Annotated in this window: 25 protein-coding genes; 17 read left to right on the forward strand and 8 right to left on the reverse strand. The window is 40.8% G+C overall.

The window, feature by feature from the left end:
- Positions 1-6: 6 nt before the first annotated feature.
- From mbcS to B5354_RS05140, 3 genes are all read left to right on the forward strand, one after another.
- Entirely contained in the window at positions 7-1,578 is a 1,572-nt protein-coding gene (gene mbcS, locus B5354_RS05130; protein WP_079526518.1) for an acyl-CoA synthetase MbcS, read from the forward strand.
- Positions 1,579-1,807: 229 nt separating this feature from the next.
- A complete protein-coding gene (locus tag B5354_RS05135; protein WP_079526520.1) occupies positions 1,808-2,233 on the forward strand; it encodes a hypothetical protein in 426 nt (141 codons plus the stop codon).
- A 105-nt stretch (positions 2,234-2,338) separates the two neighbouring features.
- Positions 2,339-2,593 (forward strand): hypothetical protein, encoded by a 255-nt coding sequence (locus B5354_RS05140; RefSeq protein ID WP_079526522.1) that lies wholly within the window; start codon positions 2,339-2,341, stop codon positions 2,591-2,593.
- Positions 2,594-2,598: 5 nt separating this feature from the next.
- Here the strand turns inward: B5354_RS05140 and B5354_RS05145 are convergent, their stop codons facing one another.
- Complete coding sequence (locus tag B5354_RS05145) at positions 2,599-2,868, reverse strand: hypothetical protein (RefSeq protein ID WP_079526524.1); 270 nt, start codon at positions 2,866-2,868, stop codon at positions 2,599-2,601.
- Between the two features lie 346 nt (positions 2,869-3,214).
- Between B5354_RS05145 and B5354_RS05150 the strand changes: the two genes are divergently transcribed.
- The 6 genes from B5354_RS05150 (at position 3,215) to B5354_RS05175 (ending at position 10,922) form a co-directional block, all read left to right on the forward strand.
- Positions 3,215-4,846 carry a BCCT family transporter gene (locus B5354_RS05150; protein ID WP_139377060.1) on the forward strand — a complete coding sequence of 544 codons (1,632 nt, stop codon included), beginning with the start codon at positions 3,215-3,217 and terminating at the stop codon, positions 4,844-4,846.
- Between the two features lie 92 nt (positions 4,847-4,938).
- Positions 4,939-5,163 (forward strand): DUF3951 domain-containing protein, encoded by a 225-nt coding sequence (locus tag B5354_RS05155; protein WP_079526526.1) that lies wholly within the window; start codon positions 4,939-4,941, stop codon positions 5,161-5,163.
- Between the two features lie 503 nt (positions 5,164-5,666).
- Positions 5,667-7,121: a PTS mannitol transporter subunit IIBC gene (locus B5354_RS05160; protein WP_079526528.1), complete on the forward strand. Its 1,455-nt coding sequence runs from the start codon at positions 5,667-5,669 to the stop codon at positions 7,119-7,121.
- Between the two features lie 122 nt (positions 7,122-7,243).
- A complete protein-coding gene (locus tag B5354_RS05165; RefSeq protein ID WP_079526529.1) occupies positions 7,244-9,337 on the forward strand; it encodes a BglG family transcription antiterminator in 2,094 nt (697 codons plus the stop codon).
- Between the two features lie 13 nt (positions 9,338-9,350).
- Complete coding sequence (locus B5354_RS05170) at positions 9,351-9,788, forward strand: PTS mannitol transporter subunit IIA (protein WP_079526531.1); 438 nt, start codon at positions 9,351-9,353, stop codon at positions 9,786-9,788.
- Positions 9,789-10,922 (forward strand): mannitol-1-phosphate 5-dehydrogenase, encoded by a 1,134-nt coding sequence (locus tag B5354_RS05175; protein ID WP_079526533.1) that lies wholly within the window; start codon positions 9,789-9,791, stop codon positions 10,920-10,922.
- A gap of 28 nt (positions 10,923-10,950) precedes the next feature.
- Here B5354_RS05175 and B5354_RS05180 read toward each other — a convergent pair whose 3' ends face one another.
- A complete protein-coding gene (locus tag B5354_RS05180; RefSeq protein WP_079526535.1) occupies positions 10,951-11,310 on the reverse strand; it encodes a PilZ domain-containing protein in 360 nt (119 codons plus the stop codon).
- A 465-nt stretch (positions 11,311-11,775) separates the two neighbouring features.
- On the opposite strand from B5354_RS05180, the gene B5354_RS05185 reads away from it, so the two are divergent.
- Genes B5354_RS05185 through B5354_RS05195 form a run of 3 tightly spaced genes read left to right on the forward strand, consistent with a single transcriptional unit; the run spans position 11,776 to position 14,286 of the window.
- Positions 11,776-13,551, forward strand: coding sequence for a M3 family oligoendopeptidase (locus tag B5354_RS05185; RefSeq protein WP_079526537.1), 1,776 nt, complete (start codon positions 11,776-11,778; stop codon positions 13,549-13,551).
- Positions 13,552-13,589: 38 nt separating this feature from the next.
- Positions 13,590-13,886, forward strand: coding sequence for a 4a-hydroxytetrahydrobiopterin dehydratase (locus B5354_RS05190; RefSeq protein WP_079526538.1), 297 nt, complete (start codon positions 13,590-13,592; stop codon positions 13,884-13,886).
- 10 nt (positions 13,887-13,896) lie between these two features.
- Positions 13,897-14,286 (forward strand): hypothetical protein, encoded by a 390-nt coding sequence (locus tag B5354_RS05195; protein ID WP_079526540.1) that lies wholly within the window; start codon positions 13,897-13,899, stop codon positions 14,284-14,286.
- A 145-nt stretch (positions 14,287-14,431) separates the two neighbouring features.
- Here B5354_RS05195 and B5354_RS05200 read toward each other — a convergent pair whose 3' ends face one another.
- Complete coding sequence (locus tag B5354_RS05200; RefSeq protein WP_079526542.1) at positions 14,432-15,367, reverse strand: RluA family pseudouridine synthase; 936 nt, start codon at positions 15,365-15,367, stop codon at positions 14,432-14,434.
- A gap of 196 nt (positions 15,368-15,563) precedes the next feature.
- On the opposite strand from B5354_RS05200, the gene typA reads away from it, so the two are divergent.
- Positions 15,564-17,405 (forward strand): translational GTPase TypA, encoded by a 1,842-nt coding sequence (gene typA, locus B5354_RS05205; protein ID WP_079526544.1) that lies wholly within the window; start codon positions 15,564-15,566, stop codon positions 17,403-17,405.
- 44 nt (positions 17,406-17,449) lie between these two features.
- On the opposite strand, the gene B5354_RS05210 is transcribed toward typA, so the two are convergent.
- Positions 17,450-18,250, reverse strand: coding sequence for a FixH family protein (locus B5354_RS05210; protein ID WP_079526546.1), 801 nt, complete (start codon positions 18,248-18,250; stop codon positions 17,450-17,452).
- A 341-nt stretch (positions 18,251-18,591) separates the two neighbouring features.
- A complete protein-coding gene (bshB2, locus tag B5354_RS05215; protein WP_079526548.1) occupies positions 18,592-19,266 on the reverse strand; it encodes a bacillithiol biosynthesis deacetylase BshB2 in 675 nt (224 codons plus the stop codon).
- 152 nt (positions 19,267-19,418) lie between these two features.
- On the opposite strand from bshB2, the gene nadE reads away from it, so the two are divergent.
- The 3 genes from nadE (at position 19,419) to B5354_RS05230 (ending at position 23,056) form a co-directional block, all read left to right on the forward strand.
- Positions 19,419-20,168 (forward strand): NAD(+) synthase, encoded by a 750-nt coding sequence (gene nadE / locus B5354_RS05220; protein WP_079526550.1) that lies wholly within the window; start codon positions 19,419-19,421, stop codon positions 20,166-20,168.
- Positions 20,169-20,170: 2 nt separating this feature from the next.
- Complete coding sequence (locus B5354_RS05225) at positions 20,171-20,728, forward strand: cysteine hydrolase family protein (protein ID WP_079526552.1); 558 nt, start codon at positions 20,171-20,173, stop codon at positions 20,726-20,728.
- Positions 20,729-21,130: 402 nt separating this feature from the next.
- Positions 21,131-23,056 carry an endonuclease MutS2 gene (locus B5354_RS05230; RefSeq protein ID WP_079526553.1) on the forward strand — a complete coding sequence of 642 codons (1,926 nt, stop codon included), beginning with the start codon at positions 21,131-21,133 and terminating at the stop codon, positions 23,054-23,056.
- 523 nt (positions 23,057-23,579) lie between these two features.
- Here the strand turns inward: B5354_RS05230 and B5354_RS05235 are convergent.
- Genes B5354_RS05235 through B5354_RS05245 form a run of 3 tightly spaced genes read right to left on the reverse strand, consistent with a single transcriptional unit; the run spans position 23,580 to position 24,837 of the window.
- The gene (locus tag B5354_RS05235) at positions 23,580-23,894 is read right to left on the reverse strand and encodes a DMT family transporter (RefSeq protein ID WP_079526555.1); all 315 of its coding nucleotides are present in this window, start codon (positions 23,892-23,894) and stop codon (positions 23,580-23,582) included.
- A complete protein-coding gene (locus B5354_RS05240) occupies positions 23,894-24,244 on the reverse strand; it encodes a DMT family transporter (protein WP_079526557.1) in 351 nt (116 codons plus the stop codon). The genes B5354_RS05235 and B5354_RS05240 overlap by 1 nt, the downstream gene beginning before the upstream one ends.
- A gap of 2 nt (positions 24,245-24,246) precedes the next feature.
- The gene (locus B5354_RS05245) at positions 24,247-24,837 is read right to left on the reverse strand and encodes a TetR/AcrR family transcriptional regulator (RefSeq protein ID WP_163529234.1); all 591 of its coding nucleotides are present in this window, start codon (positions 24,835-24,837) and stop codon (positions 24,247-24,249) included.
- Positions 24,838-25,014: 177 nt separating this feature from the next.
- On the opposite strand from B5354_RS05245, the gene B5354_RS05250 reads away from it, so the two are divergent.
- Complete coding sequence (locus tag B5354_RS05250; protein WP_079526560.1) at positions 25,015-25,236, forward strand: hypothetical protein; 222 nt, start codon at positions 25,015-25,017, stop codon at positions 25,234-25,236.
- Positions 25,237-25,267: the final 31 nt, after the last annotated feature.

Here is a 25,267-nt window from a genome sequence, read left to right on the forward strand (position 1 = left end):
GTCATAGTGGACCAAGCTCAGCTGATTGCACCAGAACAATATAACATCGTAATGGAAATGGAAAAGTATGCTAAAGATTATGATCGAAAAGCTTTATTATGGCTGAATGAAACAGGCGACCGTGAAGAAATTACATATGACGGGTTAATAAAAAATGCGAACAAAATTGGAAACGCTTTCCTCGAAGCTGGTTTAAAAAAGGGAGATAAAGTGCTAGTCATGATCCCAAGGCTGATCTCTGCATATCAAGTATATGTTGCCGCCTTAAAAGTGGGCATCGTTGTCATTCCCAGCTCTGAAATGCTCCGTGCTAAGGATCTGACTTACCGAATCTCTCACGGAGAAGTCACAGCAGTTGTTAGTCACCATGCTTTTACTGATCAGTTTAATGAAGTGAAGGAAATGGGGCATGTGAAGGCATTTACTAGTGGTGGATCTAAAGAAGGCTGGTTAAGTCTTGATGACTTAATGGAGGAGCAATCTGATTCATTGGAAATGGCTGATACCCATAGAGATGACATGGCGTTCCTTTCATATACTTCTGGAACCACAGGAAATCCAAAAGGAGTCGTACATACCCACGGATGGGGATTCGCCCATTTAAAGACGGCCGCCTATAAATGGTTGGCGATCGAGGATGGAGATACAGTATGGGCAACAGCAGGACCAGGCTGGCAAAAGTGGATCTGGAGTCCTTTTCTTTCCGTCTTAGGAACAGGGGCAAAGGGGCTTATTTATCAAGGTAAATTCGACCCGAAGACATATTTGGGTTTACTTGATCAACATCAAGTCAATGTCTTGTGCTGTACACCAACTGAATATCGATTAATGGCCAAAGTTGATAATTTACAGGAATACAGCCTCAAGCACTTACATAGTGCCGTTTCAGCCGGGGAACCGCTAAATCGAGAAGTAATCGATACATTTAATCGTCACTTTGATGTAACGGTTCGTGATGGCTATGGCCAGACTGAAAATACATTACTTGTTGGGATTATGAAGGATATGGAAGTTCGGCCTGGTTCCATGGGACGTCCTACACCTGGAAATCATGTGGATATCATCGATGAGGAAGGCGATCCGGTTGAGGCAGGTGAAGTTGGGGATATTGCTGTCCATTTAGATACTCCTGCTTTATTTAAGGAGTATTATAAGGACAATGAACGCACTAAGCTAGCGCAAAGGGGCAATTATTATGTAACCGGTGACCAAGCTAAAAAGGATGAAAAAGGATACTTTTGGTTTGAAGGAAGAAGCGATGATATTATTATCAGTTCCGGTTATACGATAGGACCATTTGAAGTAGAAGATGCGCTAGTCAAACATGCCGCCGTTCAGGAATGTGCCGTGGTTTCCAGTCCGGATGAAGTTCGTGGAAATGTGGTAAAAGCTTTTATAGTTCTGCAAGATGGATATGAAGGAACAGAATCGTTGATTAAAGAACTTCAGAATCACGTGAAAGAATTAACGGCTCCTTATAAGTATCCTAGAAAAATTGAGTTCATTACTGAGCTGCCAAAGACAACATCAGGTAAAATCAGACGAATTGAATTAAGAAAACAAGAGCAGCCCAATTGATTCGGGAAGGTTTAATAAAAGTACGGTAAAGGAGTAAAGACCTGAGATACATTTCTCAGGTCTTTACTCTTTTTAGGGTGATTCGGATAGTGTCTTTATGAAAAAATGAAACGAAAGACACGGGTTATTCGTATACCATACATGGTTAACAGTAATAGAAATGTAATGCACTTTTTGCTAATTCAATTACCTATTAGTTGAATGAGTGCGTAAAGACAGGGGTGTAAGGATGCGAAAGAAAATAAATTATTCTATAATCGTGATAATTTTAGTCATAATTACTGTTATTTATGTAAATCATACATATTTTTTTAACCCACTGGTCTTTAATCAAGATAAAATTACGCCGCATGCGTGGAGCGACTATCAACGTCCTTTGATTCTTAAATTATATCGGTTTGATGAAAAGAGAGAAATTTTCACCATCAAAAAAGAGGAAAAAATCCGGGAATATTTAAAGGCCTTAAAGAAAAGTGCTGAAATGGATCAGAAAGTAAGCGGCAGCGGAACACCAATTGGAGGGCTTACACTATCAACAGGAGATACTAAACTTCTTGATATTTTGTTTTATAATGATTATTGGGTGATACTGAAGCAGGACAGGTCCGCTTTTGAGATGACAAATTCATTGAAACAGCTCTTTCAGAGTTACTAGGCAGGCGCTAAATATCAATGCGCCTGCCTGATTAATGTACATGTTTTCAGGGAATCTGCTATACTTGTCGTTGTTAGAATTAGGTGTTTTGTGAGGTGAAATAAGGTGAGTAAGACGTTTACGCATATTTTTAATTCTATACTAGGTGCCCTCATCCTTATTGAGGGCGGCGTCTATATTTTTCTAAATACTAAAGATGGAAGCCTTCATTTACAAAGTATTGTCGTAACGGTGCTGTTATTATTGGCCTGGGCATTATCTTACCGGAAACAATTAACAAGTGAGGATTACAACAAGTGGCTTATTGTCACCATCATCATTATGATCCCGATAATTTTTCCTTGGCTATTCTTTATTTAAAAAACTTAAACCAGCCAATAGCAAAGACCTGCTATTGAAATCAAGAGGCTTGAACTTAAGTATAAATAACCGAACAGACGATGTTTCTTTTCATCGCTATTTGTTTCGACTGTCCCAGCGAAAATGAGGAATAGGGTAATTAAGATGAGCAGAACAATTTCGACATTCTCCCATTCAGTTGGTTTGAACAACAGCCAACAAGCGGCAGGCCATGCTGTGTATGAGGGGATATACAAAGGTGAGAAGAACCTGTCCCAATTTTGGAATAAACTCATCGCATCCAGCCTCCTTTCTTATGGTTTAGGCAGCGAATAAAAAATGGCTGTCGTGATAAACTAAGCGAGCAAAAAACGTAATCCTTGATGGGTTACGTTTTTTATTATTTGTTGTGACCCGTGTTTAAATAAAGAATATCAACGATGTGAGAATCTTGTCGATTATTGTGTTAATCTTTTGGGGAAGAGGGTATAACTATACCATACTGCTTCTAAAGTCATAGTCTTTATTCCTTTTATTACTGGTTGTGCTCCCATCCTCTTGACACATTTTCTTCAAAGTTTTTCCTCTCTACAATATCACTATGGTGAAACGCAATGGTTTTACCGGGAAGGAAGATGCATTGTGAATATGAAATTGATTGATTGGCCTACGTTTATTGGTGCCCTTGTCTTACTCTTAGCAGTAACGGTACCACTTGTATTATTTCCAGAGGCCGGAAAGGAAATTGTTAATCAAGCCAACTCGTTTATGACAGGTACATTTGGAGTTCTGTATATTATTATGGGACTAGTCGTTTTTGCTTTCTTAATTTTTGTAGCTTTTAGTAAAAATGGACTCATTAAATTAGGCGATGAAGGTGAAAAACCTGAATTCGGCACGTTCTCATGGGCAGCTATGCTGTTTGCTGCTGGTATTGGTTCAAGTATATTGTATTGGGGTGTCATCGAATGGGCTTATTATTATCAGGGCCCGCCATACGGTCTTGCACCTGAATCAATGGAGGCTATCCGGTGGTCCACAGCTTACGGCATATTCCACTGGGGACCTATCGCCTGGGCGATCTATACATTACCTGCTTTGCCGATTGCTTACTTCTATTATGTTAGAAAGAAACCTGTATTGAAAGTAAGTGAATCGGTCCGTCCGGTTTTAGGAAAATCAGTTGACGGACCATTGGGCAATCTTATTGATGTATTGTTTATGTTTGGTTTATTAGGCGGGGCAGGGACAACATTAGCACTAGGTGCCCCGATGATCGCTGAGGGCATCAGTGAATTAACTGGATTAGAAGTCACACTGGGTCTTCAAGCAGGGATCATGCTCATATGCACAGTGATTTTTGCCATTAGTTCTTATTCGGGTCTAAAACGAGGAATTAAGGTATTAAGTGATATCAATATTTGGCTCGCATTGTTCTTGCTTGCTTTTATTTTCATTTTTGGACCTACTCGATTTTTATCAGAAACAACCGTTAACTCAGTAGGGGTTATCTTGGATAATTTCTTCAGAATGGCAACCTGGATGGAGCCTTTTGGAAATCTAGACCAATTTGAAGAGACACGTTTCCCAGAATCATGGACAATTTTCTACTGGGCCTGGTGGCTTGTGTATGCACCGTTTGTCGGTTTATTTGTAGCTAGGATTTCAAGAGGCCGAACGATAAGGCAAATGATTCTAGGGACTATGATTTATGGAACCATCGGGTGTATTTTATTCTTCGGGATTATGGGGAATTTCGGTTTGTATCTGCAGCTGACAGGTCAGTTCGATGTCGTCGGTTTTATGGATGCAAATGGTGCTCCGGCAACGATTATTGAGGTCATTAATCAGCTTCCCTTAGCGAAGTTTATGGTATTGGTCTTTACAGTTCTTGCGATTATCTTCTTAGCAACAACCTTTGATTCCTCTTCCTATATTTTGGCTTCTGTTGTACAAAAAGAAGTTGAGGGAGAGCCGCTTCGCTGGAATCGACTATTTTGGGCTTTCGCGTTAAGTATTATGCCGTTAGTGCTGATGTTTTTAGGAGGACTAGATACTTTGCAGACGGCTAGTATTGTCGGAGGGTTCCCATTGATTTTTATCATGTTTCTGTTAGCTTGGTCATTTCTCAAAGCTTCGAATACAGATATTCGGGCCTCTGATGATTACGAACCTCCTACCATTCATATCAAGAGGTGGAAAAAACGCAACAAGAAGAAAAGACGTTCAGCTCTTGAAGTATTTGAAGAGAAAAATCGTGAAGATAATGAATAACGCTGCGCAGACCTGTTTTTAAACGAGCAGGTCTGTTTGTTGTTTCAGAAAGAGTTTAGAGGGAAAATGAAAAAAATAAAGGGGGCGATTATTTGCTGCTAAACAGTATAGGCCTTTTGATCGTAGGGGTTGCTGTGTTTATTTTGATCATAATCGTAGCTTTGAAAATATTTATAAAAAAGAAACCGGTAGATAGTTCCTATACCCCTTTCGATTATATAACAGGCCAAACCGACAAAGAATTTCATGAGAATGAGGAAATCACCGTTGAAGAAAATGAGGATAACGATAGAAAAGAAAAAGATATCCTAAAGTAAGAAGCCGCTGAGGCGATCCAGCAGCTTCTTACTTCATTTTTGAGGCACGTATAGTACTCATCTAATTATACAATATAGATAAGGATATAAAGAATACTTGCTAAAATTGCGGAACCACTAATACCATAGATGAAATCTGTAGAATTATATTCGGCTTGCTTTCTCATAATAGGAGCCCCTTTCTATAAATACAAAATCTTGTCTGCCTTGCTGTTACTTCATAAATCTACTGAATAATTGCTGTACGAAAAGCATCGGCTTCAACTTCTTATACTTATTAGACGGATATAAATGGCAAAAGGTTTCATTTTTATGACAAAATATTTCATTTGTGTTACAAGACGCAATAATAACATGGAGTATATTTGTTTACTTGAAACCTCATTTAAAAAATGGCAACATTCCTTCTGCCAAACATGCATTTAGATTATATTGATAAGGTTGCTGTAATCGCTTTAGTATTAAAGTATAGGAAACGAAGCAAAAGAGGGAGGAAACATACAATGTCTGAACAAAATAAACAGTCAGGGATAAGGGCGTTAGTGCAAAAGTTTGGCAGCTTCCTTAGCGGAATGATCATGCCAAATATTGCTGCCTTTATCGCCTGGGGGATTATTACAGCATTATTTATAGAGACTGGCTGGGCGCCAAATGAGGATCTGGCCGCACTAGTTGACCCGATGATTAAATATTTATTGCCATTATTAATTGCTTTTACCGGCGGACGTATTATTCACGGTTTACGCGGCGGCGTTGTTGGTGCCACTGCAGCTATGGGGGTCATTGTAGGAGCAGAGATTCCTATGTTTATGGGCGCCATGCTGATGGGACCAGTAGGTGGATATGCAATTAAATGGATTGACAAGCTTTTTGAAGGAAAAGTTAAGTCAGGTTTCGAAATGCTCGTTAACAACTTTAGTGCCGGGATTGCCGGAGCAATCTTAGCCATTATCGGCTTACAAATCATTGGACCGATTGTTACTGGAATTACCTTAGCTTTAGGTGCAGGTGTCGAAGTCATGATCAATGCGGGACTTTTACCATTAGTCAATATATTTATTGAACCTGCAAAAGTTCTGTTTTTAAATAACGCTATTAATCATGGGATTTTGAGCCCGATTGCCGTAACGCAAACAGAAGAATTAGGAAAGTCCATCTTATTCTTGTTGGAAACAAACCCTGGACCGGGACTTGGTGTTTTACTGGCTTTTTCCATATTCGGAAAAGGAATTTCCAAACAGTCCGCCCCAGGGGCAGCTATTATCCACTTCTTCGGGGGAATTCATGAAATTTATTTCCCTTATATTCTGTCCAAGCCGTCCTTAATTCTTGCGCTTATTGCAGGTGGTGTATCAGGGACAGCTACATTTGCTGCATTCGGAGTCGGACTTACTTCTACGGCATCGCCTGGCAGTATCATTGCCGTGCTGGCTCTAACTGCTAGAGGGGACTATATAGGAGTGATTGCTGGTGTACTTGTGGCCGCGGCTGTTACTTTTGTAGTCGCTGCCGTTATTCTGAAGTCTGGAAAAGAAGAACAGGACATTACAGCAGCTACCTCCAAAATGGAAGAAATGAAAGGTAAGAAAAGCAGTGTGGCTGATCAATTGACGGCAAATGAGCCGCAGGAAACGCCAAATGACGAGACTCAAGAGGTTCCTCAGATCAACCAGGGAGCTATTGATAAAGTCATATTCGCCTGTGATGCCGGTATGGGATCAAGTGCCATGGGTGCTTCGTTATTAAAAAATAAATTTAAAAAAGCTTCGATTGATATAAATGTAACGAATATGGCAATCAACGATCTTCCTTCAGATGTGGATATTGTCATTACCCATAAAGATTTAACAGAAAGAGCCAAACAGAAAGTTCCGAATGCACATCATATTTCTGTTGAAAACTTCTTAAATAGTCCGAAGTATGATGAATTGGTTGGTGAATTACAGGAAAGTGAATAAATGAATGTGGTTGGGACAAAGATATTTTCTCCGCTAAAACAGCACATCATCGTCTTTTGACTTAGGAGATTTAGTTATGTCCCAACCTCTTTCTACTTTCTAAGGAAAGGGGGGGATAATTGATGTTTATATCTGCAAGGGAAAGAAAAATGCTTCAGCTTCTGGTTGATGCAAAGGAAACGGTACCTATAAAAGAATTAGCTGAATACCTTGATGTAAGTGCACGAACCATTCACAGGGATTTGCAGGGAATTGAGAAGGTTCTTCGGGAATATGGATTGCTTTTACAAAGACAAGCAGGCAAAGGACTGGCGATAGAAGGGGATCAATCGAGCAGGGAAAAGTTAAAAGAAGCGATCGTTTCACACGAGGCTATAGATTATACGCCTGAGGAGCGCCAGGTACTTATCTTGTCTAAACTGCTTGAGGCTAGGGAACCGGTCAAACTTTTCTCCTTGGCTGCAGAATTAGGTGTGACAGTAGCGACGATTAGTCATGACCTGGATAAGATGGAAGAGAGAGTCAATGATTTTCAGCTTGAACTGATTCGTAAAAGAGGATATGGAGTTGAGGTTAAAGGAAGTGAGTCTCATATTCGCGAAGCGATCAGCTTATTAATTATGAAGCATATGAACGAATTAGACTTTATAACGCTGCTTCGCGAGAACGTGAATGATGCTTCGCTCGATCAAGTTTCAGAACAATTACTGGGTCTGGTAAGCAGGGAAAATATCTCTCTTATCGAAACAACTGTCGAATCCATTCGACCTTCTTTACACTATGACTTAACAGACCATGCCTATATCGGTTTAGTCATCCATATCGCTTTAGCTATTGAACGTTTACAACAAGGTGAAGTTATCGTTATGGATGCGGAATACTTGCGTTCTTTAAAGGATTCTAAGGAATTTGAATTGGCTGCAGCGCTGATTGAGAAACTTGAGAGTACTTTTGAGATCGATATACCAGAAGATGAAACAGGCTATATTACGATGCATCTTATGGGGGCGAAGATCCGCTATGATACAGATGCCATAATTGAAGACAGCAGTCTAAGTATTGCTTTTAAAGCCAAACAGCTCATTGAATTTGTCTCAAAGGCTACACGGCAGGAACTTCATCATTCTACACAGCTGCTTAATGATTTGGTTGTCCATCTGAAGCCGAGTGTATATCGAATTCAGCAGCAAATGGATATTCAAAATCCGTTGACCGAGCAGATTGAACAGGATTATCCTGACTTGTTCAAGACTGTACAGAGTGCAGTTATACAAGTCTTTCCCGGTCTTGTTTTTCCTAAAGAGGAAACGGCCTATATCGTGATGCATTTTGCCTCAGCGCTGCTAAATATGGAGGAAACGCGTGGACTTCGAGTATTGGTTGTTTGTTCAAGCGGAATGGGAACGGCCAAAATACTCGCTGCCAAACTTCAACAGCAGTTTTATCAGATTGAAGAGGTAGATCATCGTTCCCTGTTTGATTTGGAAAAATCGGATCATCAACAGTATGATCTCGTGATATCTACGGTTCCTATGAGAGATTACACAGATTATGTGTTAGTTAATCCAATGCTTCCTACTAAGGACATTCAAAAACTGCAGCACGTTATTCGCAAGGTAAGAATGGATGAGCGATTGAAGCAAGCCAGACCTGTTTCCAGGCTTCCCTTTAAACATGAATCGAAGGAAGATATTCAATATTCAATAGAGGCCATTCAGGCTTATGCGGAAACCGTTACGGAAGTTTTAAACCATCTATCCATCATACGTACAACTGAAGCAGATAAGGAGAAGGTGTTGCTTGAAGCTTGCCAGTATTTAAAAGAGGCTGACGTTGTACATGATGTCCCTAAGGTTGCAAAGGCCTTACTGAAACGAGAGGAAGCTGGCGGTTTGGGTATTCCCGATACCAAACTTGCGATTTATCATACAAAATTAAAGGAAATAGCAAAACCATGTTTCACCCTCGTTCATCTCGAGGAGGCAATCGAGGTGCAAGGAATGGATGGAGAGAACATGAATAGTGATTCCTTTATTGTAATGCTCGCTCCAGCTGATTTGTCTATTCGCGGGAATGAAGTGTTAAGTTATTTAAGTTCCTTAATTGTAGAGGATGAGGAAAGTACGCATGTACTGCAATCCCATGATGAGGAACGTATGAACATTTATTTTTCTAACAAACTATATCAATTTTTACAAGAAAAACTTTCAAATTAAAAGGAGAATGAACATGTCTGAAACTATTTTAACTGCGAACAATATTGTCTTAAACGAAAAGTTTGATGGTAAGGAGGAAGCGGTTCGATTTGTAGGAAATCTGCTTCATAAGCAAGGGTATGTCGAGGAAGAATACATTGGCCAAATGCTTGAACGAGAAGAAGTTACTTCTACTTATATGGGGAATTATGTAGCCATTCCTCACGGGACAGAAGATGGAAAAAAAGCTGTGAAAGAGACAGGGATTACGATTGTAACGGTTCCAGAGGGAGTAGACTTTGGTGAAGGAAATATCGTGAAATTACTGATTGGTATTGCGGGTAAAGGAGACGAACACTTAGAGGTATTGTCTCAAATTGCTCTTGTATGCTCTGAAGAAGAGAACATTGATAAAATACTGCAGGCTGATTCCAAGGAAGCCATTCTTGCCATTTTTGAAGAGGTGAATTAAATGCTGGCGGTTCATTTTGGTGCAGGTAATATCGGCAGAGGATTCATCGGTGCTTTATTATATAAGGCAGGTTACGAAATCGTATTTGTTGATGTGAACGGTGAGCTAATCGATCAAATAAATAATAAAAAAAGATATACGGTTGAACTGGCCGGATCGGATGATGTATTAGAAGTGACAAACATATCAGGCGTCAATAGTTTGACGCACCCAGAAGAGGTCATAGAACAGATCAAACAAGCAGACCTCATTACAACAGCCGTAGGTCCTTCTATTCTACCCAAAGTGGCCCCTTTGATGGCTGAAGGATTAAAGAATAGAACAACTGCTGTTAATGTGATTGCATGTGAAAATATGATCGGGGGCAGTGATTTGCTTAAGAAACACGTGCTTTCATACTTAACCCAAGAAGAAGCATCACGTGTCGAAGAAAGAACAGGTTTTCCTAATGCCGCAGTCGATCGAATCGTTCCGGGTCAAGTTCACGACGAAATATTGAAAGTGACTGTCGAGCCATATTTTGAATGGGTAGCGGATTCATCTTCGCTTAAAGGAGAGACTCCAGAGATCGACGGGCTCAAACTTGTGGAAGACCTGACTCCTTATATAGAAAGAAAGTTATTTACAGTGAATACAGGACATGCTGTAGCTGCCTATTTAGGAAGTTATTATGGACTGCAAACGATCAATCAGGCCTTACATGACGATCGAATTCTTCCTAAAATAAAAGGGGCCTTAGATGAGTCAGGCGATGTCCTCATTAAAAAATATGGATTTACAAAAGGTGAGCATGAACAGTATATAGAAACGATATTATCAAGGTTTGCGAACCCGGAATTATCAGACGAAGTATCTCGAGTAGGCCGTGCTCCGAAGCGTAAGCTGGGAGCAAATGACCGCCTAATTCGTCCGGCTGTCGAATATGTCGAATGGAATAAGGAAACACCGGCTTATTTAGTTGAAGTCATTGCAGCGGCCTTACTCTACAAACAGGATCAAGATCAGGAAGCAGTAGAGCTTCAATCTCTGATAGAAGAAAAAGGAGTTAAAGCTGCCCTGATGGAAGTATCTGAACTCAGAGAAGGGCATCCTTTACTTCAAGCTGTAGAAAAACAATTTCAATCTATGCAATGACCATTAAAAAATCCTCTCTAGGAGTACCCTAGAGAGGATTTTGCTGCTTCTGATATTCTTTAAGAACTTTTATTATTTCATCATGGTGATCGTCGAGGAAACGAAGTCCATAATGATAAGTCGTACCAACTTGTTTACTCCAGACAATTTCTGAAATAAAGTGCAACGTATGGTGAAGAATCGTCGTTTCAAGGAAAAGCTGGATTTTTCGCTTAGCTGGAAGTTTAAAACTGGTAGCAAGAAGCAGACCGCCGGCGCTTATATTAACAATCTGTCCGGTGCCTTGTGAAGGGTAAGACGATTCATCAGCGTGATTGATCACTTTGAAGTGTGCTGAAACCATTTCTTTAAAGTCATACCTCAGAATCTCTTGCCGTTTATAGCGCATAGGATCATCCTTTCCCTGTAAGTCTTATGCCTGAGAGTAATTTCATGATGGGCCTTTTCAAAAATAAAGGCTGATAGATCTCCTTCTATTGTCGTTGCTCCGCAATCGCTCCGTTTGTTGGACCGAGCAAGGTTCCGTAATTTTAATAGGAGAATGGGGTGCGAAATCACTCGCTTTCCACGGGGTTGGAACAAAAGTATTTTATCAAATGAAAATCCGAACTTAGTAAAAACTATAATTGGTGCATATAAACCGCTACGAAAATATACTTCGCTTTCGCGCGTAGTGGGGCCACGGAAAGCGAGTTATTTCCTCGACCATCTTCTCCTCATCCAAATTTATAGGAAAATTATAACATGATCAAGGAAACCTATAACTTATAACTGTCTATAATCTTTGAAAATTTCTGATACAATAGAAGTGATTTATAGAGCCGAAAAATACGATTGAAAAAGGATGGTCGGGATGACAGTTTATAAACCAACTTGGGATCTAGATACTATTTTCAAAGGGGGAAGCCACTCAGAGGAATTGAAAGGGTACATAGATGAGACTGAAACTCTTTTAAGCGAACTAGAAACGCTTGTTTATCAATTTTTGCCACCGAAAAACCCTGAGCAGACAGACCAGCTGACTTCAATTATTGATAAACGCCAAGAAACATCAAAGCATTTGGGGGAGTTTGGCGCATTTGTAAGCTGTTTGACAGCTCAAAATGTCAATGATACAGCGGCTGGATCCTTAGTCACGAAACGAAGCGAACTCGGTGCCAGGTTCGGGAATATAATGACTGAATTTGACCAGAAATTAGTTCAAATCGATTCGCATGTTTGGGGGACTATGCTAAAAACACCTTCACTTGCCGACTTATCATTCGTGCTGGAAGAACGGAGACGAAAGGTGAAGGATAAGCTAGATGCTGCTCAAGAGTCATTAATGAATGACTTATCAGTAGATGGCTATCACGCCTGGGGTCAAATGTATGATACGATCGTTGGGAAAATGACGATAGAATTAGATGGGGAGACGTTATCGGTTGGGCAAGCTGCTAACAAGTTGAACACTTCTGATCGAGATCAGCGAAAGAAAGTATTTGATAAGCTTCAAAGTGCCTGGAGCAGTCAATCGGATTTGTTCACAGAAACACTGAATCATCTCTCGGGGTTCAGGCTGCAAACTTATAAGCACCGGGGATGGGACGACGTCTTAAAAGAGCCGCTTGAATATAATCGAATGAGTGAAAAGACATTAACCACTATGTGGGAAACAATCTCTAAGTTTAAAGATCGTTATAAAGAATTTTTACAGAGAAAAGCGCAATTACTCGGCCAAGAGAAACTGAGCATGTATGATGTGGGAGCACCCCTCGGGGATAGTAATCAGAACATGAATTATAATGAAGGGGCACAGTTCATCATTGAACAATTTGAGAAATTCAGTCCCAAGCTTGCGGAATTCACTTCAATGGCTTTTGACAAGCAGTGGATTGAAGCGGAAGATCGGCCTGGGAAACGTCCAGGAGGATTTTGTACGAGTTTTCCGGATAGCGAGCAAACCAGGATATTTATGACCTACTCAGGATCGTTGTCGAATGTGGCTACACTGGCTCATGAACTTGGACATGCTTACCATCAACATGTCATGAATGAGCTGCCGATCATGAATCAAGGATATGCGATGAATGTAGCGGAAACAGCCTCTACGTTTGCTGAAATGATTGTGGCAGATGCCGCAGTGAAAAATGCAGCCAATGAGGGTGAAAAAATAGCGTTACTTGAAGATAAAATACAACGCAGTGTCGCATTTTTCATGAACATTCATTCTCGCTTTCTTTTTGAAACAAGATTTTACGAGGAACGGAAACAGGGAACAGTTTCTACTGAACGGTTAAACGAATTAATGGTGCAGGCACAGAGAGAGGCCTATGCAGACAGCTTAGATGAATATGACCCAACATTCTGGGCCTCAAAACTTCATTTCCACATTACAGATGTTCCTTTTTATAACTTTCCTTATACATTTGGTTATTTATTCAGCCTCGGTGTGTATGCGAAAGCAATTGAGGGAGGTCACGATTTTGAGGATCAATATATTGCTCTTCTGCAAGATACAGGGCGCATGACGGTGGAAGAGCTGGCTCAAAAGCATTTGGATGTTAATCTTGAAAAGCCAGATTTCTGGGAACATGCGCTTGACCTTTGCCGGGCAGATGTAGAAGAGTTTCTAGAGCTCACATCATAATCGACTATGTATATAAACGAATCGAGGAGGATAAATTCATGGAAAAAAGGATACCTGACGATGAGAAGCAAGAAAGAGTGGATGGGTTAGAGGGTTGGAAGCTGGATGGCAAGTTTATTGTCAAACGTTATCGGTTTGGGGATTTTCTAACAGGAATTCAGTTTGTGAATAATGTTGCTGAGTACGCCGAAGATATCCAGCACCATCCGTTTATCAGCATTGACTATAAAATGGTTACAGTTAAATTAACATCTTGGCAGGCGAAAGGATTGACTGAGCTTGATCTCGAATGTGCAGACAAATATGACAACCTTTATAAACAGATAACAGAATAGGAGATCAGTTATGCGTGTATTCTTAATCACTTGGTCAGTTGCCCTTGCAACAGGTGCACTGACCTTTTTCTATCAAACGAAAATTCTTATCAGCCCGCCTGTGTCATCGGGGGAGGCCATGATTTTCTGTGCAGGAACTCTGGTGTCAGCTGTATTTTTTATTTGGGCGATGAAGGAATCACCCAAGAAGTACACCAGCGTTATTTCCTGGGCAGCGATCGTCTTTTTCATGTGTGCACTGCTGCTGGCGATTTTAAATCAGGTTGTGATGAGAAATAATGAAGGGGCGCTTTTCATTATGGACGCAGCCTCTGTGGTCGCTTCCGGAGCAGTTGCGGTTTACGGTGGAAATTGTATTATGCACAAGCGAAAAGAAAGAAGTCGTTCATCTGAGGGATGAGCGACTTCTTTTGCTTCGAAATCACGTTAGGTTAGAATCTTTTTGCGCTAAGGGTAGAATCCTTCTTAGTTTGGATCCCATAAAGTTTGGGCAGAATCTGTTAACTTTCCGGTCGAATCATTGATCGATCGGGCAGAATCAAAATTCATTCAGAGTCTAGTAATGCCTGCACATGGTCAGAGGTAAATAAGCTCAGCGTTTGTTCAGGTGGCGCCAAACATTCAATAAACTCCTCAGTGAACGGATGAGTAAAGCTGAGTTTCGCGGCATGAAGAGCTTGTTTGCCAGGAGAATGTGCTTCCCCGCCATAAAGTTCATCGCCAAGCAAAGGATGACCTGCATAACTTAAGTGGACGCGGATTTGATGAGTGCGTCCTGTGCCGAGTCTCAACTTAACGAGAGAAGCTCTCCGATCATCACTATATTGAATCCGTTCGTAAAACGTTTCAGCATGCTGTCCGCCAGCAGACACTCTTCTTCGTGCGGGGTGATGACGATCTTTACCAATTGGCTGTACAATTGTACCTTGAGCCGGTTTGATTTTACCGTGCACCCACGCCAGATACGTTCTGCTAATCTCTCTTCTCTTCAACAAATTGCCCAGCAATGCAATCGCAAGTTCATGTTTTGCAAATAAAATGGCTCCAGAAGTATCACGGTCTAAACGATGCACGTACTTTGGAGTGGATTCAATTCCATTCGCCTGAAAATAAAAGGCCACTGCATTAACGAGCGTATTCGTCTGCTCAGGTCTGTTTGGATGAGTATCCACTCCTGCTGGTTTATTAACGACAAGTAAGTGGTCATCTTCATATACAACGGTAATGTCAGCATAAGTCGGGGTCACTTCAAGCGGACGAGGTTCAAACAGTTTGATACGGAGAGAGTCCCCTTCGCTCACATGCGTTTGTTTCCAATGCCTCGATTCATTGTTCAACGTTACACTCCGTTCCGTCCGGTGTTTATGAAGGAGTTTTCTAGGGACTTTCCATTCACTCTTTAGGATCCGTTCAATTGTATAGGAATCCCATTTTTTGGGGATCGTAATTTCAAACCATTCACCTTGGCGTCTCGTTTTCATTGATTTCACCTTTTTCTCTTAAAGCTGTTTCCTATTGTACTGTGAATAGACAGGATTAGAAAGGGTTTGGGAAATAAACCTTCTGTCTCGATGTGTACACGATTCGAATTAAGTGCATAATAGGTATCGACAAATCTCGTTATGTGTTATACTAGACAGGTTGAATAATTTGCGATTTGAAAGAGGTGTGTGCTTCATGCAACACAGAAATGATATTCGTAACATTGCGATCATCGCACACGTTGACCACGGAAAAACAACGCTTGTGGATCAGATGCTTCGCTATTCTGGTACATTCCGTGAGAACGAACACGTGGATGACCGTGCTATGGACTCTAATGATTTGGAAAAAGAACGCGGCATTACAATCTTAGCGAAAAATACCGCGATTAATTATAATGATGCACGAATTAACATTCTCGATACACCAGGTCACGCAGACTTTGGTGGAGAAGTAGAACGTATTCTAAAAATGGTAGACGGTGTGTTATTAGTTGTTGACGCTTATGAAGGTTGTATGCCACAGACTCGTTTTGTTCTGAAAAAAGCGCTGGAACAAAAGTTAACACCAGTTGTTGTTTTGAACAAAATCGACCGTCCTAATGCTCGTCCTAATGAAGTAGTTGATGAAGTACTTGATTTATTTATCGAGCTCGGTGCAGACGATGAACAGCTTGAGTTCCCTGTTGTTTATGCTTCCGCATTGAATGGTACATCCGGTGATGAGCCTGAAGATCAGAACGAAACAATGGATCCGATCTTTAAGCTGATTATGAATAATATTCCGGCTCCTGTTGATACACAGGATGATCCGCTGCAATTCCAGGTTACCCTCCTTGATTATAACGATTACCTTGGGCGTATCGGAGTTGGACGTGTATTCCGCGGAAGTATTAAAGTAGGACAGCAAGTGTCACTTATGAAGAAAGACGGTTCTGTGAAAAACTTCCGGGTGTCTAAACTGTTTGGTTTCATCGGTCTGAAACGTATCGAGATTGAAGAAGCTAAAGCCGGTGACATTATTGCTCTAGCTGGTATGGAAGACATTAACGTTGGGGAAACGGTTTGTCCGACAACTCACCAGGAAGCAATGGAAATTCCTCGTATCGATGAGCCGACTCTTCAAATGACGTTCCTAGTGAACAACAGCCCATTTGCAGGCCGCGAAGGGAAGTATGTAACATCCCGTCAAATCGAAGAACGTTTATTGACACAATTAGAAACAGATGTAAGTTTGCGTGTTGAACCTACAGATTCTCCTGATGCCTTTACCGTATCAGGACGTGGAGAGTTACACTTGTCTATTCTTGTGGAAAATATGCGTCGTGAAGGCTTTGAACTTCAGCTTTCCAAGCCGAAAGTTATTTTGAAAGAAGTCGATGGAGTAACGTGTGAGCCGATGGAACGTGTTCAAATCGATACACCTGAAGAATATCAAGGCGCTGTTATGGAGTCGATTGGAATTCGTAAAGGTGAAATGCAGGACATGGTTAACGACGGAAACGGTCAAGTTCGTCTTGAATTCCTCGTACCATCTCGTGGCTTAATCGGGTATTCTACTGAATTTATGACACAAACGCGCGGGTATGGAATTTTAAATCACACGTTCGATGGCTATGCTCCTCTGACTAAAGGGCAAGTAGGCGGACGTCGCCAAGGTGTGCTTGTTTCTCTTGATAAAGGGAAGTCTTCTACCTATGGTATTATGAACCTTGAGGATCGCGGCACAATTTTCGTAGAGCCTGGTACAGAGGTTTATGAAGGAATGATTGTAGGAGAACACAGTCGCGAGAATGACTTAACCGTTAATATTACAAAAGAGAAGCACTTGACTAACGTGCGTTCAGCAACGAAAGATACGACGAGCACCATTAAAAAGACTCGTCAGCTAACGCTTGAAGAAGCGATTGAGTACTTGGATGATGATGAGTATTGCGAGGTTACACCTGAAGCAGTACGACTTCGTAAGAAATATTTGAATAAGAACGAACGTGAGAAAATGGCTAAGAAGAAAAAACTTCAGAACGCAGAGTTGTAATTCATAAAAACGTCTGATCCAAAACGGATCAGACGTTTTTTACGTTATTTTGTTACTTGAACGGTTTCTTCCTGATGACCATGAATCTCTTGGTCAGGTTTTTCGTAATGAATGGTTACTGTGTACTCTCCCTCAGAAGGGAATGTATAGGCAGCAGTGTACTCACCTGGATTCTTTTCTTCAGCAGGAACGTATTTATGCTTGTCCAGCTGATCTGAGCTGATTTCAAATTTTACCATAGCGTTTTCAAATGGTTCCTCTTTGTGATTGATGTGAGTAGTCAGCGTAGATTCCTCAGCAGTTTTAAATTCATGATCATTCATAAAATGAACCATGAATGCACTGTTTCCATGGCTGTGACCTTGAGCTGATTCACCCTCTCCACCGTGACCATGGCTGTCTTCTTTCTTGTCAGCTTCCTTCCCTGCTACTTCGACTTCAACTTGAGGCATAACATGCATAGTGCTTGTCTGAGTATGAGCAATCACTACATAGGTGCCTGGTTTTTCAAAAGTATAGCCAGCTTCATAGACCCCGCCGCTCGTATGCTCAGCTTTCACCATATGAGATTGCTCCTGTCCTGCTTCAGAATGCCAGATTTCGAATTCAACGGACTCAGCATCTGTCACCTTTTCTTCACCCTTGGTAACAACGGCTTGAATGACTGTTTCCTCTTTCAAAGGAAGAGGCTCTTCCTGGAATTGTACCTCAACTTCCGGCATTACGGGTTCTTTACTGCTATTTGTACTGGAGTCTTCACTTGCCTCGTTTTCGGTAGAGGATCCACAAGCCGTAAGTATGAGAATTAATCCAAAAAAGACGATTATGTTTGCTAATTTTTTCATGTCAGAATCTCCTCTATTTTAAGTTAGTCAAATAGTCACACTTATCATAACATGTAGAATTCTAGGATGACATGACATTAAGGAGTTTGTTGTGGCAATGGTGTGACACTGTTTTTGATACTAAGTAATCGCTTCTATTTGGATCCCAAATGTCCCACAGGAAAGCGCCCTTTGCTTTCCGAGGAATCTGAGGATGTTTCTACTATAAACGAGACAGAAGAAGTTCGATTAAGTTCGGCACGTCCTGTGGAGCGATGGTAGATGGCACACAAGTAATCTGAACTGATTTCAATAATGGTTCGGATTACCTAACGCTTCATTCAGTTTCTCTCAGTCTTTTTTTAGTCATCCCATTTATAGTTGTAAAAGGCTTCTCTAGTTACCCATTTTAATGCTTCTGGATCGTTGGCTCGAATTCCTTCATCAAGGGTTTCGAGCATTCTGGCTGTCTGTGAAATGTGTGCACGCATAGCGTTCAGCTTTTGTTCCTGAACGTTTGTTATATCATGGACGACATCTGGTTCACCAAGTTCTTCTTCAGTATTATTGGCAAAAGCAACGGCATGAAGTTTCGGACGTTTAGCTGGTTCGATTTGTGTTAAAGCACGGACAACAGCTCTTGCTGTCGCTTCATGGTCAGGGTGAACGGCATACCCGGGATAAAAGCTGATTATTAAAGAGGGCTGCAGTTCATCGATTAACTCGCTGACAAGCTGAGTCATTTTGTGATCGTCTTCAAATTCCAATGTCTTATCCCGAAGTCCAAGCATACGTAAGTCTTCAATTCCCATCGCTTTCGCAGCTTTTTGCAGTTCTGTACGGCGGATATCCGGCAGCGTTTCTCGTGTAGCAAAAGCGGGCATGCCAAGATTTCGTCCCATCTCACCAAGTGTTAAACAAGCGTAAGTAAGCGGTGTGCCTTGATTAATATAAGAGGCAATCGTCCCTGAAACACCGAATGCCTCATCGTCGGGATGCGGAAAAATGACGAGGACATGATTTTCTTTTTCGATCATATGAATCGCTCCTTAAGTGGTTATCTAATTCTACATTATTGCGCAGTTGAGCTCGTTTTTAAAGCTATTTGTTTACATCTGAAACAGGTTTAGCGGACGTCGGGAGAAGGAATGAGACAGGCAAGAGGAGACAGAGAGGAGTTCTTTCTTTTATGGAACAAAGAATCAATTATCTTGTTTATTGGCTGCAAACGAAGGTAAAGGAAGCAGGGGCAAAGGGAGCATTGGTCGGTGTCAGCGGCGGCATCGATTCAGCTGTAGTGGCTTATCTGATTAAACGAGCTTTCCCTGATCAGTCGCTTGGAGTAATTCTTCCGATCAATCAACGGGTTGTAGACCAGACGGATGCCGTTGCAGTGGTGGAGGAAGCCAATCTCAATTGTGTTGGAATAGAATTGACAGAGGCTTATAATGAGACCTATTTATCTATTCAGCAAAAACTGGTGGAAAAGGGAGACTGGAATGAGGAAACATCTCAGCTGGGCGGCGCAAATTTTCAAGCCCGATTGCGGATGAGCACCCTGTACGCAGTGGCCAGTAATTATGGTTATTTAGTGGTTGGTACAGATAATGCGGCTGAGGATTATACCGGTTATTTTACAAAATACGGAGACGGTGGCGTGGACTTAGTTCCGTTGATCCATATGAGAAAGGAAGAGGTACGGGAAATGGCCGAGTACTTACATATCCCTGAATCAGTGATCAAGAAGAAGCCAAGTGCTGAACTGTGGGAAGGTCAGTCTGACGAAGAGGAAATGGGGATATCCTATAACTCGATAGATGCCTACTTGCGCGGAGAAAACATTGACCCTGAGGATGAGCAACGACTTCAAGCGCTTCATGCACGAACAGAGCATAAAAGACAAGTTCCCGCCGGCCCTCCTAAATATGAGGGCGAGTAAGGATGTCCCAAAAAACAGCTTTACTCATTATCGATATGATTAACAAAATGGATTTTGACGGCGGTGAGGCTCTGCTGGAAAACACGAGATCCATAATGGATAGCTTAAATCGCTTGAAAGCAGGGGTCAAGCAACGAGAAATACCTGTAATCTATGTAAATGATAATTTTGGGCTATGGCAGGATAATAAAACCGACCTTATTGAGGAGTGCAGAAAGGGAATCGGCCGCCCCATTATTAACGGAATTCTCCCGGAAGATGATGACTATTTTATTATTAAACCTAAACACTCCGGTTTTTACGGAACTCAATTGAATATTCTGTTGGGGCAGCTGGGCATTTCCAACTTGATCTTAACCGGAGTCGCGGGGGATATTTGCGTTTTATTTACAGCCAATGACGCTTATATGCGTGAATTTAATCTATGGATTCCACGAGATGGTATAGCCTCAGAGAAAGAAGAAGATAACGAAAATGCGATTAAAATTATCGAAAGGTCATTATTTGCGAATACAGCCAAAATCTCTGAAACCGATATCGATAAGGTTTTTGATTATTGACATTACTGAGGGAACTGTATATTCTAAGGATAGAGAACGGTATGTTCCGCCATTTAAATCCATTCTTTAAAGGAGAATGTTTGTATGAGTGTTGTTCTTAACTAAATCCGTTAATTGGATACTGTTCTGAAATATTGAGAAAGACATGCAATATGCAGGTCATATTTGTGTTTTCTAAATTTTTCAGAACTTAGTTAAGAGCGAGCATTCTCATAGCAGAAGCATTTGATATACAAAGCTATGGCTTACTTAGTCATAGCTTTTTTTATATCATTTAAATGGCGGAGTACCAGACGGGCACAGCAATGTGTCTTTAGTTCTCCATAAATAACCATTTCAGCTGCGATGAGCCTTTAAGCTTATGGCGGCTTTTTTATGGTTTAAAATAGGAGGTAATCGAAGTTGAACAAGGTAACCTTTCAAACGTTAGAATTTCATGAGATTTTACTTGAAGTGAGCGGCTATGCATTAACCGATAAAGGAAAAGAAACGATATTAGCAAGCAAACCATCATATGATAAACGGCTGATTACCCATTGGCATAAGGAAGTTGATGAAGCAAAAGCGATCCTATCGAGCTCCGGTAATGTGCCTATTCATACCTTGAATAATGTCACTCAAATGCTGGAACAAGCCAAAAAAGGCATGTTAATTCGGGCTGATCAATTTTCACGTCTGGCTTCATTTCTAGATCATTGCACAAAATTAAAACGGTTCATGAGAGGGAAGGAAATCATGGCTCCGACGATTAGTCTGTATGCGTGGTCAATAGTGGATTTAACTATACTGGAAGAAGAATTGCATCGGGTGATTCGGCATGGTCAAGTAGATGACCATGCCTCTAAAACGTTAGCGAAAATCCGCAAACAAATAGCAGCTAAAAGCATGAAGATTAAAGAGAAAATCGATCACATGTCAAAGTCTGCTAAGCTTAAACCGTATATGCAGGATAAACTGGTGGTCGAAAAGAACGGAAGATATACTCTTCCGATTAAGAAAGAAAATCGAAATAAAGTAAAGGGATCCGTTGTGGGTCAGTCTTCTTCAGGAGCTACTTTATTTATTGAACCAGAGGAGATTACAGTTCATCAAGAAGAGTTGCATATTCTTAAAATTAGTGAGGAGCAAGAGGTAGAGCAAATCCTCTACACTTTGACGAATACGTTTACATCCTACGAACAAGAACTGTCTATTGCCATGGAAACGATGCATAAGTATGATGTTATTTTTGCAAAAGCAAAGTACAGTCACCACATCAATGGAAAGTCAGTAACTTTAAATGAGGAGGATGTCATCAACTTACATGAAGCCAGACATCCACTGCTTAAGGAGCAAGCTGTGCCCTTGACGATTACGATGGACTCGGAGGATCAAAGCTTAGTGATTACAGGACCGAATACAGGTGGGAAAACAGTTACCCTTAAGACAGTTGGACTTCTGGTAATAATGGCGCAAGCAGGCCTTCACATACCCGTTGGAAAAGAAAGCACCCTGCCTCTATACCAACATGTACTTGTCGATATAGGGGACGGACAAAATATCAAGGAAAATTTGAGTACGTTCAGCTCAAGACTTGTGAATATCATTGAAGTGATGAGGCAAGCCAATGAGTACAGTCTTGTGCTGCTTGATGAATTAGGTTCTGGAACGGATCCGGGAGAGGGAATGGGGCTGGCTACAGCAATTTTAGATCAATTAGCTGATAAAGGGGCTAGAATCTTAGCTACTACCCATTACAGTGAAATGAAGGACTACGCAGCGGGTAAACAAGGGTTTATGAATGCCGCCATGGAGTTTGATGTTGACACACTGCAGCCAACGTACAAACTTATCCTGGGTGCAACAGGGAAAAGTCAGGCATTTGATATCGCCTTAAAGCTTGGTTTACATCCGAAGATTCTTGAAAATGCCTACGCGATTACGTATAAACAGGAAAAAACTTTTCATGTCGATGATACATGTTTAAGAAAACTGGATTATAGCCAACAAGTTGCCGTTAACCGTTATGGAAAGGTGTCTCGTTCGGGAGGGAAAACGGACCAGAAACCAGTCGAATTCCAGATGGGAGACAATGTTACCGTTCAAGCGACGGGGGAAACGGCAATTGTTTATAAAGGGCCAGACCAACGGGGGAATTATATTGTGCAAATTAAAGGAGAAAAACAGACCATTAATCACAAGCGGTTAAAGCTTCATATCCCTGCAGAGGAACTTTATCCTGAAGACTACGACTTTGATATTATTTTCAAATCAAAAGAGTACCGAAAAATTAAACATCAAATGGGAAAGAAGCATGTGGAAGGGCTGTATCTTGAGGAGGAAGAATAAACAATTTCTTCGGTTATTCATATAAACTCGTGTTGACATGCTCTAAGTAATCATAAGGGAGATATTTAGAAAAGACATGGGGAGAGGACCGCGGGTTGAACTTGCCGAAAAAGAAATAAATACCTAAAAACCCGCTGGCCTTAGGCAGCGGGTTTAGTATATCAATACTGTTCTGTTTGTTTTGGTGCCATTTCCGTAGGTTTGGATTCAAGGTCTGTGTAACCTACAAAACCGAATGAAATGACAATGAGTAACAAAATTGCGAATAATACTTTTCTCACTAAAATACCTCCAGGGAGTAATGTGTACATTGTGTTTAGACGAATGTTAATTTAGAGATCCCTTGAAGTTATGATGAAAGAATTACAATGGTCTAAAATGGTCTCATTTCAAACTTTATATGAAGGGATCGAAGAAGTATCTATCAAATAGTTTGAGTTTCACTAGAATTTCCTTTTTTATTTTACTTGTTGCCTAGGACAATTGCAACATATTTTGTCGAATCTGCAAGAAAATTTCAATGTTAAGAAACTAGTTTTAAACCTACGACTCCAATCACAATACAACTAATGAAAAATAGTCGTTTCACACTAGCTTTTTCTTTAAACAATAGGATACCGAGCAGTACGGTTCCAACAGAGCCTATTCCTGTCCAGATCCCATATGCGGTACCGATGGGCAGGTCTTTAAGCGACAGGGAGAGAAAGTATAGGCTTAATCCCCCTGAAACAATGGCTAACAGGGTAGGAATTTTTCTGCGGAATCCTTCTGATAGTTTGAGGAACAGCATCCCTGACATTTCTCCAATACCAGCAAAAAGTAAAAAGATCCATGACATTATAACCCCTCCTCAGTAATAACTTCCACCTTTGATGACTCTGACATTTTTAAGCCAATGATGCCAAAAATTAAAACGGCAATAAAAAAGACCTTTCCGGCGCTTGCGATATCGCCAAGAAATGCCATTCCGATTACGGCTGTACCAGCTGCGCCTATTCCTGTGAAAATGGCGTATCCAGTGCCGATGTCGATCATTTTTATTGCTTTTGTAAATAAGAAAAAGCTAATGAAAATGGATATCAAAGTAAAAACGGTAATGAAGGGTTTTGTAAACCCTTCAGACATTTTAAGACCCACGGCCCAGCCAATTTCAAACAGAGCACCTATAAATAAATAGATCCAGGCCATATTTAATCCTCCTTGCTTGACTTTTGTACACCAAGCCAGAATATTTTAAAACTTGCTTGCTCTCGTTGAGCCAGCGTATCTTTATCGTAGAAATTTTCTTCAAGAAACAGACCATCAATTAACGTATAGAAGGCTGAGAGTACATCCTTAATAGGAAGCTGTCGTAAACTGCCTTCTTTCATTCCTTTTTCAATAATGGGCCGGATAATATCATTTGTCTGTTCCTCCACTTGCAGAAACACTTGCTTAATTTCTTCCGAGAAGTCTTCCGGCGGAAAAAAGGTAAACCGTTTAAAGAACGTACCTTCAGTTGAATTAGCCATGTGATCAACATAGAATTGATACACTCTTTCCAGACGTTGTTTAACGGGTTGATCGTAGGTTTTTTCCGTGAACGCTTGGAAATGTTCCGTCTCCTTCATAGCTACTTCTTTTAATACCTCCAGGAAAATTGCTTCCTTACTTCCAAAGTGATTATAAAGCGAAGGCTTTTTAATCCCTACTTTAGAGGCAATATCAGTAAGACTTGTATTTTCATAGCCGTTATGAGCAAAACGCTCCAGGCTGACATCAATGATTTTCTGTTTTGACATGTCCATCCCTCACTAACTAACGGTCGGTAGTTTAATTGTATCACCGAATAATTTGTTTGTCTAGCCTTTTTAAATGTTGAAGAGTGATCAGATGGTTTACTGAAAACGGGATAGGGTATAGAGGAATAGGTCGAATTTTTTAGAAATTTCAGCTATTTTGTCTGGAGGGAACATGTTTTGAATAAATATAAGTTAGATCGTTATGAAGGTTCATATGCGATATTGATTCAGGAAGATACTAATAAAAGTGAACTATTAGTCTTGAAAGAACGACTCATTGCATTCGCTGAAGCGGGAGATCTTCTGTCTATTGACTTTGATGCAATGGGGAATTTAAAGGAAGTTCAGGTCGTGGAGGGTGGAAATGACAGAGGTGACATTAGACCGTCTTGTCTATAAAATAACTGATTAAGACTAATAAAATATCAAT

Origin of the sequence: Halobacillus hunanensis (assembly GCF_900166655.1) — a bacterium.
GTDB lineage: Bacteria > Bacillota > Bacilli > Bacillales > Halobacillaceae > Halobacillus_A > Halobacillus_A hunanensis.